The organism is Capnocytophaga endodontalis, assembly GCF_002209445.1.
GTDB classification, from domain to species: Bacteria; Bacteroidota; Bacteroidia; order Flavobacteriales; family Flavobacteriaceae; genus Capnocytophaga; species Capnocytophaga periodontitidis.
Genome location: NZ_CP022022.1, coordinates 2,495,236 through 2,508,375, shown reverse-complemented (window position 1 = coordinate 2,508,375; position 13,140 = coordinate 2,495,236). Strand labels below are relative to the sequence as shown.

16 protein-coding genes are annotated in these 13,140 nt (G+C 36.8%); 15 read left to right on the top strand and 1 reads right to left on the bottom strand.

Annotated elements, in window-relative coordinates; genetic code table 11:
* Window positions 1-4 precede the first annotated feature (4 nt).
* From CBG49_RS11345 to nqrF, 14 genes are all read left to right on the top strand, one after another.
* Window positions 5-1,069 (top strand): MBL fold metallo-hydrolase, encoded by a 1,065-nt coding sequence (locus CBG49_RS11345; protein WP_088594556.1) that lies wholly within the window; start codon window positions 5-7, stop codon window positions 1,067-1,069.
* 222 nt (window positions 1,070-1,291) lie between these two features.
* Window positions 1,292-1,528: a 50S ribosomal protein L28 gene (rpmB, locus tag CBG49_RS11340; protein ID WP_002680811.1), complete on the top strand. Its 237-nt coding sequence runs from the start codon at window positions 1,292-1,294 to the stop codon at window positions 1,526-1,528.
* A 19-nt stretch (window positions 1,529-1,547) separates the two neighbouring features.
* On the top strand, window positions 1,548-1,730 hold the full coding sequence (gene rpmG / locus CBG49_RS11335) for a 50S ribosomal protein L33 (protein WP_002672545.1): 183 nt from the start codon (window positions 1,548-1,550) through the stop codon (window positions 1,728-1,730).
* 10 nt (window positions 1,731-1,740) lie between these two features.
* Window positions 1,741-1,893, top strand: coding sequence for a DUF4295 domain-containing protein (locus CBG49_RS11330; protein ID WP_002680984.1), 153 nt, complete (start codon window positions 1,741-1,743; stop codon window positions 1,891-1,893).
* A 113-nt stretch (window positions 1,894-2,006) separates the two neighbouring features.
* Entirely contained in the window at window positions 2,007-2,969 is a 963-nt protein-coding gene (ftsY, locus tag CBG49_RS11325; protein WP_088594555.1) for a signal recognition particle-docking protein FtsY, read from the top strand.
* Between the two features lie 188 nt (window positions 2,970-3,157).
* The gene (locus CBG49_RS11320; RefSeq protein ID WP_088594554.1) at window positions 3,158-4,513 is read left to right on the top strand and encodes a Na(+)-translocating NADH-quinone reductase subunit A; all 1,356 of its coding nucleotides are present in this window, start codon (window positions 3,158-3,160) and stop codon (window positions 4,511-4,513) included.
* Between the two features lie 33 nt (window positions 4,514-4,546).
* Window positions 4,547-5,233: a suppressor of fused domain protein gene (locus tag CBG49_RS11315; protein WP_088594553.1), complete on the top strand. Its 687-nt coding sequence runs from the start codon at window positions 4,547-4,549 to the stop codon at window positions 5,231-5,233.
* 46 nt (window positions 5,234-5,279) lie between these two features.
* On the top strand, window positions 5,280-6,113 hold the full coding sequence (locus tag CBG49_RS11310; RefSeq protein ID WP_088594552.1) for a hypothetical protein: 834 nt from the start codon (window positions 5,280-5,282) through the stop codon (window positions 6,111-6,113).
* A 4-nt stretch (window positions 6,114-6,117) separates the two neighbouring features.
* Window positions 6,118-6,624, top strand: a complete 507-nt coding sequence (locus tag CBG49_RS11305) for a ClbS/DfsB family four-helix bundle protein (protein WP_088594551.1) — start codon at window positions 6,118-6,120, stop codon at window positions 6,622-6,624.
* Window positions 6,625-6,640: 16 nt separating this feature from the next.
* Window positions 6,641-7,870, top strand: coding sequence for an NADH:ubiquinone reductase (Na(+)-transporting) subunit B (locus CBG49_RS11300; protein ID WP_088594550.1), 1,230 nt, complete (start codon window positions 6,641-6,643; stop codon window positions 7,868-7,870).
* 3 nt (window positions 7,871-7,873) lie between these two features.
* Window positions 7,874-8,611, top strand: coding sequence for a Na(+)-translocating NADH-quinone reductase subunit C (locus CBG49_RS11295; protein WP_088594549.1), 738 nt, complete (start codon window positions 7,874-7,876; stop codon window positions 8,609-8,611).
* 6 nt (window positions 8,612-8,617) lie between these two features.
* Entirely contained in the window at window positions 8,618-9,265 is a 648-nt protein-coding gene (locus CBG49_RS11290; RefSeq protein ID WP_009410220.1) for an NADH:ubiquinone reductase (Na(+)-transporting) subunit D, read from the top strand.
* 20 nt (window positions 9,266-9,285) lie between these two features.
* A complete protein-coding gene (gene nqrE, locus CBG49_RS11285; protein ID WP_009410221.1) occupies window positions 9,286-10,029 on the top strand; it encodes an NADH:ubiquinone reductase (Na(+)-transporting) subunit E in 744 nt (247 codons plus the stop codon).
* Window positions 10,013-11,326, top strand: a complete 1,314-nt coding sequence (nqrF, locus tag CBG49_RS11280) for an NADH:ubiquinone reductase (Na(+)-transporting) subunit F (protein WP_009410222.1) — start codon at window positions 10,013-10,015, stop codon at window positions 11,324-11,326. Before nqrE ends, nqrF begins: the two co-directional genes overlap by 17 nt.
* Window positions 11,327-11,377: 51 nt before the next feature.
* On the opposite strand, the gene CBG49_RS11275 is transcribed toward nqrF, so the two are convergent.
* Complete coding sequence (locus CBG49_RS11275; protein ID WP_088594548.1) at window positions 11,378-11,833, bottom strand: hypothetical protein; 456 nt, start codon at window positions 11,831-11,833, stop codon at window positions 11,378-11,380.
* A gap of 121 nt (window positions 11,834-11,954) precedes the next feature.
* Between CBG49_RS11275 and CBG49_RS11270 the strand changes: the two genes are divergently transcribed.
* Window positions 11,955-13,097, top strand: coding sequence for a TlpA family protein disulfide reductase (locus tag CBG49_RS11270; RefSeq protein ID WP_088594547.1), 1,143 nt, complete (start codon window positions 11,955-11,957; stop codon window positions 13,095-13,097).
* Window positions 13,098-13,140: the final 43 nt, after the last annotated feature.

The window sequence follows — 13,140 nt, the reverse complement described above, 5'->3', positions numbered from 1 at the left end:
TTTTATGGAATTATATTGTTATCAAGCAGAATGTGGAGATGCAATTCGTATTAGCTTTGTAGGAAATGATAAAAAGCGTCATAATATTTTTTTAGATTCTGGTTACAAACGGACTTACAACAAAATTTTAAAAGAAGAAATAAATACTCTTATTAAAAGGGAAGAAAAAATAGATCTTTGGATACTCTCTCATATTCATAATGATCATATAGGAGGAGTAATAGAATATATTAAAGCAATTAATAATGGTGAATTAGATGATATTACAAAAGAATGGTTTTATAATTTACCCCAAGAAATTAGCAAGAAAAGACAAAATGATATTATATCTTTACCTATGAGTATTGCCCAAAGTGATATAATAAGTGAGTATTTAACACAGAATAAAGATGGACAAAATGATATAACAACGGATATTAACACTTATAATATTTATGGAATGAAAATTTCTATTCTTTCTCCTACACCTTTAGTAATTGAAGATTTAAGAAATAAGTATAGAAAAAATATTTTTCCCAAAAAAAATGAGGTAGATGAAGTTAGCTTTCCTATATCGGTATTTTCTAATGACTACAATAAAAAGTTAGAAGAGTTTAATATAGAAGAATACAATGAAGATAATTCTTTAGAAAATAAAAGTAGTATTGCTGCATTATTTGAATTCCAGAATAAAAAAATTTTATGGTTAGCAGATTCGCATTCTTCTATTGTATTAAATTCTTTAAAACAAAAAGGATATTCTATAAAGAATCCTCTTATATGTGATTATGTTATTTTGTCACATCACGCAAGTAAAGGTAATAACAATATAGAATTTTTTAGTGTGTTAAAGTGTTTTAATTACATAATTAGTAGTAGTGGGAATAATAAATATAATCTTCCAAATAAGGAAGTGTTTGCGAGATTACTTAGAAATACTAATAGAGAGAAAAAAAAGTACTCATTATATTTTACATATGCGGATGATATTTTGAAGAATATTTTTCAGGTAGATGGAACTGATTGTGAAGAAAAATGGAATTTTAGAGTTGTTTATTCACAAGAAAAATATATATACTTTCAGTTATAAAATTAATAAGGTAGTTTATTAAAAGAAAAAGAAAAACTTTTTATTTATTTGAAAAGGAGAAAATATCTTTCATTTAGAATTTAAACATTTGATTATTAGCATAAAATTGTTCTTTTATAGAATGTAAATCTCAAAATTCTCAAAAAAAGTTTTGCTATTTCAAAAAATAGTTATACCTTTGCGCCCTGAATATAAATAACACATTAATAAATAGAGAAAAAAATGGCAAGAGTTTGTGACTTAACAGGCAAAAAAGCATTGGTGGGCAACAACGTGTCGCACGCAATGAACAAAACTAAACGTAAATTTAATGTAAACCTCCGTACAAAACGTTTCTTCATCCCTGAAGAGAATCGTTGGATTACCCTCAAGGTTTCAGCAGCTGCAATTAAAACTATCGATAAAAAAGGTATCTATGCAGTGCTACAAGAAGTAGAACGTAACGGATATATTAACTAAATTTTAAAACAATACTAAAATGGCTAAAAAAGGAAATAGAATTCAGGTTATTTTGGAGTGTACTGAGCATAAAGAATCTGGACTTCCAGGAACTTCACGTTACATCACTACCAAAAACAAAAAAAATACACCCGATAGATTAGAGCTTAAAAAGTTCAACCCTATCCTTAAAAAAGTAACTGTTCATAAAGAAATTAAATAATTAAAACGTTATGGCAAAGAAAACAGTAGCAACCCTACAAGGTAAATCTAAAAAGCTTACTAAAGCTATCAAAATGGTGAAATCACCTAAAACAGGTGCTTACACTTTCGTAGAAAGCGTAATGGCTCCTGAACTTGTTGATGAATTTTTGAAGAAGAAATAATTAAATTTTCTCTATTTTTATCATATCTAAAAAAGCTGTCGTGAGACGGCTTTTTTGCATATATAAACTTTTTTATTACCTTTGCACTCATATCTAAATATATACAATAAGTTATGGCATTCCAATTTCTAAAAAATATCTTTTCTAAAGAAAAGAAAGAAACCTTAGATAAAGGCTTAGAAAAATCTAAAAATAGCTTCTTCGACCGTTTAGGGAAAGCGGTTATGGGAAAATCTAAAGTAGATGATGAGGTGCTTGATGACCTCGAAGAAGTCCTCATTGCCAGTGATGTAGGCGTGAATACTACACTTAAGATTATCGACCGTATCGAGGCACGTGTGGCTAAAGATAAGTATCTAGGCACTTCCGAACTTAATACCATTCTTCGTGAAGAAATAGCAGGTCTCCTTTCCGAAACACATACCGGTGAGGCAACTGATTTTGTCCTCCCAGCCGACAAAAAACCTTATGTGATGATGGTAGTAGGTGTGAATGGTGCTGGTAAAACCACTACTATAGGTAAGCTCGCAAGTCAGTTTGCTAAAAAAGGCTTGAAAGTAGTATTAGGTGCCGCCGATACTTTCCGTGCAGCTGCAATCGACCAATTACAAGTATGGGCTGACCGCACAGGGGTACCAATGGTCAAACAGCAATTGGGGAGCGACCCTGCTTCAGTAGCTTACGATACGCTGAGCTCTGCCGTAAAACAAAATGCCGATGTGGTAATTATCGATACAGCAGGACGCTTGCATAACAAAATCAACTTGATGAACGAACTCTCTAAAATCAAGCGCGTGATGCAAAAAGTATTGCCTGATGCCCCTCACGAAGTACTCTTAGTGCTCGATGGTTCTACAGGACAAAATGCTTTTGAACAAGCCAAAGAATTTACCAAAGCTACTGAAGTTACTGCTCTGGCTGTTACCAAACTCGATGGCACAGCTAAAGGTGGTGTTGTAATAGGTATTTCCGACCAATTTCAAATTCCTGTGAAATATATAGGAGTAGGGGAGGGAATAGACGATTTGCAAATCTTTAATAAATACGAGTTTGTAGATTCCTTCTTTAAAGAATAATAACTTTTTTTGATAAATAAAAAGAATCATTTTACACATTTTCTTGCGAAAGTCTCAAGATTTTCAAAAGATATATCTAATGTAGAATGATTCTTTTTTAGCTTTAAAAAAATAGACTTTATTTTTTTGTAAAGAATTATTCGTATATTTGTCGCCAATTTAATAAAACTAACTAATATTATTTAGATATGTCAAACGACATCCGCATTCGAAAAGGGTTGGACATACATTTAGAAGGAGAAGCTGATAAAACTACACAACAGCTTCCTCTTGCTGCTTTGTATGGCATCAAACCCAGTGATTTTCACAGTGTTATTCCTAAGCTTTTATTGCGTGAGGGTAATGAAGTGAAAGCAGGTGAAGCACTGTTCTTTTCAAAGAGTGATGAGCGTGTTTTGTTCCCTTCTCCAGTAAGTGGTACTATCAAGGAGATTGTACGGGGTGAACGTCGTAAAGTGTTGGAAATACACATTGCACCAGCCCAAGAACAAACCTTCAAAGACTATGGAAAGAAAAATGTAAACGAGATGCAGGGCGAAGACATCAAGGCTCACCTCCTTTCTTCAGGTTGCTGGCCTTTTATCAAACAACGCCCTTACGACGTGATTGCCAATCCCGACGGAAAGCCTAAAGCTATTTTCGTTTCGGCTTGCAAAACCAATCCGCTCGCTCCCGATTACGACTATGTGCTTAAAGGTAAAGAGCAAGCACTGCAAACAGCTCTTACTGCCTTGTCTAAACTTACTACAGGTAAAGTACACGTGTCTGTTTTCAAAGACAGCTCGTTGTCGCCTTTCCGCAACCTTAAGGACATCGTAGTGCACAATGTATCTGGACCTCACCCTGCTGGGAACGTCAGTACTCAAATTGCACAGATTAGTCCTATTAACAAAGGTGAGGTGGTATGGGTAGTAACTCCTCAAGATTTGGTGGTGATAGGAGAACTCTTCTTAACAGGTAAAGTGAACCTCACCCGTACAGTAGCTCTTACAGGTTCGCGCATTGAGAAACCTCACTATGTTACAGCCCTTGCTGGTGCTCAAATCAGTGGCGTCGTAGGTAGCCAAGTAAAAGATGTGGTTGCAACCCGTATTATTAGCGGCGATGTGCTTACTGGTACTAAGGTGAGCGAAACAGGCTTCTTAGGTTTTTACGACGATCAAATTACAGCAATTCCTGAAGGAAATGATTATGATTTGTTCGGTTGGGCAAAACCAGTAGCCAACAAGATTTCGCTTACACGTTCGCTTACCTTCTCTTGGTTAAATCCTAAGAAAAAGTACGACCTCAATACCAATACCAATGGTGAACAACGTGCTTTTGTGGTAACAGGTATGTACGAAGAGGTTTTCCCATTGGATATTTATCCGATGCAACTGCTTAAAGCCTGCTTGTATAAGGATTTAGACGAGTTGGAAAACTTAGGAGCTTACGAAGTAGCACCTGAAGATTTTGCCCTTACTGAATTTGTGTGTGTGTCTAAACAACCACATCAGCAAATCATCAGAGATGGACTTGATTTAATGATGGCAGAATTAGGCTAATAGCTTATAAAAAAGAATTTTATCTTTTTAACGATGAGATACACAGAAGAACAATACAAAACACAATTTGAAGAAGAAGATGCTGTAGGGTGGGACGCTATAGATGAGGCTTTATTGAAGGTTTATCCTGAGCAAGAACCTCGCCACTATGGTACTATTCTAAAATATATGTTGGGAGGAGAAGACCCACTTGATGGTATTAGTATCTACGACAACCACAAGCAAATTTTCCACCGTCATATAGTTTCTTACGGAATGAGTGAGTTGTATTATTCTCCTGAAAGTGCTGAAAATGAATTTAGTGGATGGGGGTTTGAGTTTACTTTTCGCATCGTGCCTTTTGAAGGAGATAAAGATGCGGAGGGTACTAAAAACGAACCTTTTTGGGTTATGAATATGATGCAGAATTTAGCTCGCTATGTATTCGATAGCAAAAAATGGTTTGAAGCCTATCACTTTATTCCAGCTAATGGGCCTATACGTTTGGAATGCGATACTAAGCTCGTAGGAATTGCTTTTGCGCCCGACCCTCAGTTGGGCACTATTGAAACCCCTAATGGCGAAGTAGCTTTTTTGCAAATGGTAGGGATTACACAACAGGAATTGGATTGGCTTTGGCAAGAACCCAATACAAGTAGAGTAGAGGAACTCATCAATAAGATGAGAGAAGACAATCCATTGCTCATCACCGATTTAAAAAGAGAAAAGTCTTATGTATAAACACCTAAAATTATAGAAAAAGTAACAGTTTTTAAATAATTGAAAAATGTCAAACTATTATAAGCCATCAGGCAAATTCTCATCATTATCATTCGTATACTTATTATTGGTATGTGTGATAGCAATGCCTATATTAGCAACTATCTATGCATACTTAATATGGTATATTCCATTTGTGTATATCAACTTTTTAATTACTGCTGGTTTAGGCTTTGCTATAGGTATCGCTGTTTGGCAGATAGTAATTAAACTGGGTAAAGTCCGCAACTATGGGCTTGCAATTTTGTTAGCTCTTATTGCAGCACTTGCCGCTTATTACTTCCAATGGGTGGTATGGACTAATTTAGTACTTACTTCAAGTGGTGAAGAATCACAACTTTTATACTTGTTATCCAATCCTTTTGACCTTTTCCAGCTGATAGGATTTATCAACGAAAGTGGTACTTGGAGTTTTAAAGGTGCGGTAGTGAGTGGAACTTTCCTTACTATTATTTGGATAATAGAGCTTTTAATTATCATTGGGGTAGCCATATTTATAGCAATACCTCATTCTAAGCATCCTTTCAACGAAACTCTTGACGAGTGGTTTGAAGAAGTAGAATTACCTGCTTTTTCTTATATAGAAAATGCAAGTAGCTTCAAACAACAAGCAGAGCAAGGTAATTGGGAGCAATTAGAACCTATGATTCAAAGAAGTAGCAAAGAGCAAAGTCATAGCGTTTTCACTTTGTTTGCTTCAGGTAATGAATATTACCTTTCAGTAACTAATGAAAGAGCTAAAGTAAACAACAAGGATAAAGTAGAGTTTGACTCTGATAATTTTATAGTACATCTGCGTATTGACAAAACTGTTTACGATATGCTAAAGTCAAAAGCTTAAATTAATGGCAAGACCTGCAACGAAACTAGATTTAGAGTTTTTAGCTAAAGAAAATTACCAAAAGTTACTTTCTTTGATAGAAACACTACCTGAGGGGCAGCGAGAAGACTCCTTCCCAGAAGGTACAATGAATAGAAATATTCGCGATGTTATAGGACACTTATATCATTGGCATTTATTATTCCTAAATTGGTATGAGGTAGGAATGCGAGGTGAAAAACCTAAAATACCCAAAGAGGGTTATACTTTTTCTGACACTCCTAAACTCAACCGAGAAATATGGGAGCAATGTCAAAAAGTATCACTTGCTGAGATACTCTCACTTTTTGAAGCTTCTCATAATAAAGTGTTCCAACTTATACAGAAACACTCAGATGAAGAGCTTTTTACCAAAAAGAAGTATCATTGGACGGGTACGACCTCACTCGGCTCTTACTTAGTTTCGGCAACATCAAGTCATTATGATTGGGCTTTAAAACTAATTCGCAAATCAATAAAAAGAAATAATTAACTTATTCATTAAGAAAATGAGTTTAAAAAGTAAATTAAATACATTAAAAGAAAAGTATAAAGGAACCAAGATGGAGACAACTTTCAATGCGCTCCACACTTTCCTCTATACGCCTAATGAGGTAACCCACGGAGGTACCCACATTAAGGCTGCCGACGACCTAAAACGAACAATGAATATGGTGGTTTTAGCACTCATTCCTTGTTTGATTTTTGGTATTTTCAATGCAGGTTACCAGCACGAAGTGGCTTTTGGTCACTTAACCCATCCTGCTGAAGGCTTAGCTTTCTGTAGTGGTGATTTTTGGAGCTGGACAAACTTCTGTATTGGTTTTATTAAAGTATTTCCTTTAGTAGTCGTTTCGTATGTAGTAGGTTTGGGCATTGAGTTTATCTTTGCTACCATCCGCGGTCACGAAGTAGAAGAAGGATACTTGGTAACTGGTATGTTGGTGCCACTTATCGTTCCAGTGGATATTCCTCTTTGGATGCTTGCTGTAGCAGTAGCTTTTGGAGTAATCATCGGTAAAGAGGTATTCGGGGGTACAGGTATGAATATCTTAAACCCTGCGCTTACCATTCGCGCCTTCTTATTCTTTGCTTATCCTACTTCAATGACAGGCGATAAAGTATGGGTAACTGGCGTACTAGATCGTTCTAAAGAAATTGCTGCTGGAGCAAACTTAGATGCTGTTTCAGGCGAAACCATCTTGGGTAACTTGGCACAAGGACACCCTATTCACTACACCGATTCTGACCTTCTTTTCGGGTTTATCCCAGGTTCAGTAGGTGAAACTTCTACTATCATTATCCTCTTAGCAGGTTTATTCCTCATCTATACTAAAATTGCTTCTTGGCGTGTGATGATTAGTATGTTTATAGGAGCTTGGTTAATGGGCGCTATCTTCAATGCTTTAGCACCAAGTATGGTAGGTACTCAGTTCTACACTATTTGGAGTGTACCAGCTTATCAACACTTGCTCATTGGAGGTTTGGCTTTCGGAGCTGTATTTATGGCTACCGACCCAGTTACAGCAGCACAAACGAATACTGGTAAGTATATCTACGGGTTTTTAGCAGGTTTCATTGCTATTGCTATCCGTTGCTTCAACCCTGCTTATCCTGAAGGGGTAATGCTCGCTATCCTATTAATGAACGTATTGGCTCCTACTATCGACCACTTCGTAGTACAAGCTAATGTATCTCGTCGTAAAAAACGTTTAAAAACAGTTACTAAAACCGCATAAATTATGGCAGTAAAAACAGAAAGTAATTCGTATACAGTGATTTTCGCCATTATAATGGTGGTAATCGTAGGAGCTTTGCTCGCTGGTATTTCGTCAGCATTGAGCAGCGATATCAGTAACAATAAAAAGTTAGAAAAGAAACAAAACATCCTCTACGCTATGGGTGTAAATCACAACCAAGGTGAGCTCGGAGGAGGTAAAGTAGAGTTTCTTTCTACAACTGATGCTGAAAAAGAGTTCCCTAACTATGTGAAAGAACAATACCTTATCAAAGGGAATACCGCTGAAAAAGTAGAAGGTGCTAACGACCTTATCAACTTCAACGGTCATCGTGAAGGTTTGCCTCTTTATGTAGGTGAAAAAGATGGAACTACCCTCTACATCATTCCCGTAAACGGACGTGGTTTGTGGGATGCTATTTGGGGATATATAGCCGTAGATAAAGACCTTATCGTACGTGGCGTTTTCTTCGACCACAAAGGAGAAACTGCTGGTTTAGGAGCCAATATCAAAGAACGTTTCTTTATGGACGACTTTATCGGGGAACATTTATTGGATGCTGCTGGTAATTTCCAAAGCATTCAAATATCAAAAAGCAATGGTGACCCAGAAAACAAACGTAAAGAAGATGGGAAAATAGATGCTATTGCAGGAGCTACCCTTACTGGTAATGGAGTGCAAGCAATGATACGCGATGGCATAAAGCCTTATATATCCTATATTAAAAGTTTAAACAAATAAGAGACTATGGGACTTTCAAAAAAAGATACAAAATTAGTAACCGACCCTCTATGGGATAACAACCCCGTAACGGTACAAGTATTAGGAATTTGTTCAGCTTTAGCAATTACAGCCCAATTGAGAGCCGCTATTGTAATGAGTCTTTCCTTTACCTTTGTACTTGTAATGGGTAACGTAACCATTTCTTTACTTAGAAATGTAATACCACCTAAAATCCGTATCATCGCCCAGCTAATTGTAGCAGCTGCTTTGGTAATCGTGGTGGACTTTGTTCTGAAAGCTTATGTGTACGACCTTAGCAAACAGCTATCGGTATATGTAGGGCTTATCATCACCAACTGTATTTTGATGGGACGCTTTGAGGCATTTGCTTTAGGAAATCCTCCAGGAAAATCGTTCTTAGATGCTATTGGTAATGCAGGTGGTTATTCTATTGCTTTGCTTATCGTCGCCTTCTTCCGTGAACTGTTAGGTTCAGGCACTTTGCTTGGTTTCCAAGTATTAGGTGACCCTATTAAGAAAACTGGTGTATATGCTTGGGGCTATGAAAACAACGGTTTTATGTTGTTAGCGCCTATGGCATTAGTAACTTACGGTATAGTAGTGTGGGTACAACGTTCACGCAATAAAGCCTTGATAGAAGACAGTCATTAATCATTTAAAAAGAAAAGAAAATGTTAGAATATTTAACACTGATTTTTAAATCGGTATTCGTAGAGAATATGATTTTCGCTACCTTCTTAGGTATGTGTTCGTACTTGGCTGTATCTAAAAAAGTATCTACTGCCATAGGCTTAGGAGCTGCTGTTATTTTTGTACAGACTCTTACCGTACCTATGAACTACTTGTTGAACCAGTATATCCTCAAAGAAGGTGCTTTAGCTTGGTTAGGTCCAGAGTATGCTAATTATGATTTGAGCTTCCTTACCTATATCTTATTCATTGCCACTGTAGCTACGATGGTGCAGTTGGTAGAGATTATTGTAGAGAAGTTTTCTCCATCGTTATATAACTCGTTGGGTATTTTCTTGCCTTTGATAGCCGTAAACTGTGCTATCTTGGGAGGGTCGCTATTTATGCAATCACGTGAGGAAACTATTCACTCTTTTGGTCTTTCAGTAGCCTACGGGTTCAGTTCAGGATTGGGATGGGCTATCGCTATCTTAGCGTTAGCAGCTATCCGTGAGAAAATACGTTATTCACACGTACCTGCACCCTTGCGTGGCTTGGGTATCACCTTTATCACTACAGGGCTTATGGCTATCGGCTTTATGAGTTTTGGTGGTATGCTTACAGGTGGTAGCAGCAAAAAGGAAGCTAAAGAAGCTCCTAAACAAGAGACTACTATCCAACAAGAAGTTAAAACTGATAAATTAGCTCATAACACAAAAGATTTAAGCAATGATATTAGCAAGTGAAATATTAACAACTATTACGGTAACGGTAATAGGATTATTGGTAATAATCCTGCTGTTAGTAGCTATTTTGCTTTACGTAAAACAGAAACTAACCCCATCGGGACCTGTGAAAATTACAATTAATAAAGACAAAGTAATTGAAGTGCCTATCGGCGGTTCATTGCTTTCTACTTTGGGTAACGAGAAGATTTTCTTGCCATCAGCTTGTGGTGGTAAGGGGTCTTGTTTACAATGTAAATGCCACGTGTATGAGGGAGGAGGAGAGGCTCTTCCTACAGAAACGCCTCACTTTACAAAGAAGGAACTCAAAGAAGGTATGCGTTTAGCTTGCCAAGTGAAAGTAAAACAAGATATGCAAATAGGCGTACCAGAACAAGTGTTTGGTATCAAGAAATGGGAAGCTACTGTAGTGAGCAACTATAATGTGGCTTCGTTTATTAAAGAGTTTGTGGTAGAACTCCCAGAGGATATGGACTACAAACCAGGAGGATACATTCAGATTGAAATTCCTGCTTGTGAAGTGAAATATTCTGATATTGATATCACTGCACACCCTAAAGAACACCCAGGAGAGCCTGATAAGTTCAGAATGGAGTGGGATAAGTTTAAGTTATGGCCTCTTGTAATGAAGAATCCAGAACCGGCAGAGCGTGCTTACTCTATGGCTTCCTATCCAGCAGAGGGACGCCGTATAATGTTGAATGTGCGTATCGCTACGCCTCCTTTTGATAGAGCTAAAGGAGGATGGATGGACGTAAATCCTGGGGTAGCTTCTTCTTATATCTTCTCACGTAAACCAGGTGACAAGGTAACCATCTCAGGACCTTATGGCGAGTTCTTCATCAATGATTCTAACGCTGAGATGTTATATGTAGGAGGGGGAGCTGGTATGGCGCCTATGCGTTCGCACTTGTATCACCTTTTTAAAACCTTAAAAACTAATAGGAAAGTTACTTATTGGTACGGAGGTCGTTCAAAACGCGAGTTGTTCTATGTAGAACATTTCCGTGAATTGGAGCGCGAGTTTCCTAACTTTAGATTCTTTATTGTACTTTCTGAACCACTACCTGAAGACAACTGGAAAGTGAAGAAAGATATTAATGATCCTGAAGGCGATGGCTTCTTAGGATTTGTTCACAACGCTGTAATTGAACAGTATTTGAGCAAACACGAAGCTCCAGAAGATATAGAATTGTACTTCTGCGGTCCTCCAATGATGAACAAAGCTGTTCAGAAAATGGGTCAAGACTTTGGTATGCCCGATGAAAATATCCGTTTCGACGACTTTGGTGGTTAATAACTACCTACATTATACAAAAATCCGACTTAGTAATAGGTCGGATTTTTTTTATGATATAGATAAGGTTTCTTTTCGTTCTTTTATAATTGTGGGGTGAGTGATAATCTCTAAACTCATAACTTTATCTACTGAATTAATACCAACACTTAAAAGTCCTTTTCCTTCATTGATGTAATAATACCATATCTTTCGGTCAGCAAAAAGTTTTTCATCAATACAGAAAGGCTGTCCTAAGGTAGATTCAGCAAGAAGACTATCATCTCCAAAACGGATAGGAATACACAGTGTTTGTAAAATATGATTAGCTATTTCTGTAAGTCCTTCGTATAGTAAAATATCCTCAAAACTGATAGCAGAGAGAATATCACTGTTTCTTTCCTTAAAGCAGATAATATAATACCCCAAACAATCGGCTATACCTTCTACACCAGCATAATCAAAAGGGATAGTTTCAACAGAAGAGATAAAATTAGTAAGACTGAAATCTTCAATATTTATATTCATAAAATGAATTGTTGTTTCCTATAAGAGGGCTTTTGAGTGCAAAAATAGGAATAATTGCTAAAATTAGAGGGATTTCCAAAAAATATTGTACCTTTGTCATTATTTTTTAAATCATAGTGTTATGAAAAAGATATTTGCAATCCTTGTATGCGCCTTAGTGTCGTGCTCCAATCCAGAAGAAGCAATAAAGGCTTATCAGCAACAAAAAGACACCATAGGTTTACAATCAGCTGAGAAACAAAATGAACTCTTAGGGCAATCTCCTATGGCTTTTAAACAAAGTATGCAGGCAATAGCCCAACAATACGCTGAAATACAGAAAAACTTACCAGCAGATTTCGCAGCTAAAGAAGAGAAAGCTAACCGCTATCAACAGTTGGCTATAGTATCGGAATATTTGTTGAATCACCGCAAATATACCGAAGAAGAAGCTCCTGCTATCAAGGAGTTGGAAGCCTTGTGTGCTACTGTAGATTTAGATAATGCCGCTGATTTTAACGATTATCCTGATTATCAAATTTTAGTACGCAATCTCTTTCAGTGGCGCATTTACTCTCATAAAGTACAATATGAGTTTGATGACCCTTGGGGCAAAGTATTAGCCGATTTCAAAGCGCTTAAATCGGAAAATATCAAGCAGGAATTAGCCCCTTTACTCATAGAGGGCGTATCGCCTACTTCGGCAACTGACACTAATGAAGAAATTATTGATTTATTGCCAGAGTTACTGAAAAATAGAAAAGGAATGTCTGGAATAGAGTTTCAACACGAGCTTGACCATCACATTGACTTGCTAAACAAACTCAAAGCAGGACAGCCTTTCCCTGCTCTTCCTGTTCTCACCGATTTGAACGATAAAGAGGTGAAATACGAGCATTTACCACTGAAAGGTAAATTGCTGTTCATAGATATTTGGGCTACTTATTGTCCTGATTGCCGTAAGGAGTTGCCTGCTTTAGAAGCCTTACAAGAAGATTACAAAACGCTACCTATTACCTTTGTAAGTATTTCGGTAGACCGCGATAAAGAAGCGTGGAAAGCAATGGTAAAGGAAAAGAAACTTCGTGGTATTCATCTATATGCCTCTCCTGAAACAAAGGAATTATTCAAAGAATTGTACGATTTGAGAAGCATCCCGCGTTATATGTTGATAAATGAAAAAGGAAATATCATCAATGCGAATCTACCAATGCCTTCTGATAAAAACTTAAAAGAATTGATAACAGAGAAGTTAATAGTTCTTACCAATCCTAAAGCACAATAATTTTAGTGCAATAACTAAAAACTATTAAGAAGAAAAAGATAAG

Coding starts and splice junctions, on each gene's coding strand:
- CBG49_RS11345 (WP_088594556.1), top strand. CDS start 5: ATGGAATTATATTGTTATCAAGCAGAATGTGGAGATGCAATTCGTATT.
- rpmB (WP_002680811.1), top strand. CDS start 1,292: ATGGCAAGAGTTTGTGACTTAACAGGCAAAAAAGCATTGGTGGGCAAC.
- rpmG (WP_002672545.1), top strand. CDS start 1,548: ATGGCTAAAAAAGGAAATAGAATTCAGGTTATTTTGGAGTGTACTGAG.
- CBG49_RS11330 (WP_002680984.1), top strand. CDS start 1,741: ATGGCAAAGAAAACAGTAGCAACCCTACAAGGTAAATCTAAAAAGCTT.
- ftsY (WP_088594555.1), top strand. CDS start 2,007: ATGGCATTCCAATTTCTAAAAAATATCTTTTCTAAAGAAAAGAAAGAA.
- CBG49_RS11320 (WP_088594554.1), top strand. CDS start 3,158: ATGTCAAACGACATCCGCATTCGAAAAGGGTTGGACATACATTTAGAA.
- CBG49_RS11315 (WP_088594553.1), top strand. CDS start 4,547: ATGAGATACACAGAAGAACAATACAAAACACAATTTGAAGAAGAAGAT.
- CBG49_RS11310 (WP_088594552.1), top strand. CDS start 5,280: ATGTCAAACTATTATAAGCCATCAGGCAAATTCTCATCATTATCATTC.
- CBG49_RS11305 (WP_088594551.1), top strand. CDS start 6,118: ATGGCAAGACCTGCAACGAAACTAGATTTAGAGTTTTTAGCTAAAGAA.
- CBG49_RS11300 (WP_088594550.1), top strand. CDS start 6,641: ATGAGTTTAAAAAGTAAATTAAATACATTAAAAGAAAAGTATAAAGGA.
- CBG49_RS11295 (WP_088594549.1), top strand. CDS start 7,874: ATGGCAGTAAAAACAGAAAGTAATTCGTATACAGTGATTTTCGCCATT.
- CBG49_RS11290 (WP_009410220.1), top strand. CDS start 8,618: ATGGGACTTTCAAAAAAAGATACAAAATTAGTAACCGACCCTCTATGG.
- nqrE (WP_009410221.1), top strand. CDS start 9,286: ATGTTAGAATATTTAACACTGATTTTTAAATCGGTATTCGTAGAGAAT.
- nqrF (WP_009410222.1), top strand. CDS start 10,013: ATGATATTAGCAAGTGAAATATTAACAACTATTACGGTAACGGTAATA.
- CBG49_RS11275 (WP_088594548.1), bottom strand. CDS start 11,833: ATGAATATAAATATTGAAGATTTCAGTCTTACTAATTTTATCTCTTCT.
- CBG49_RS11270 (WP_088594547.1), top strand. CDS start 11,955: ATGAAAAAGATATTTGCAATCCTTGTATGCGCCTTAGTGTCGTGCTCC.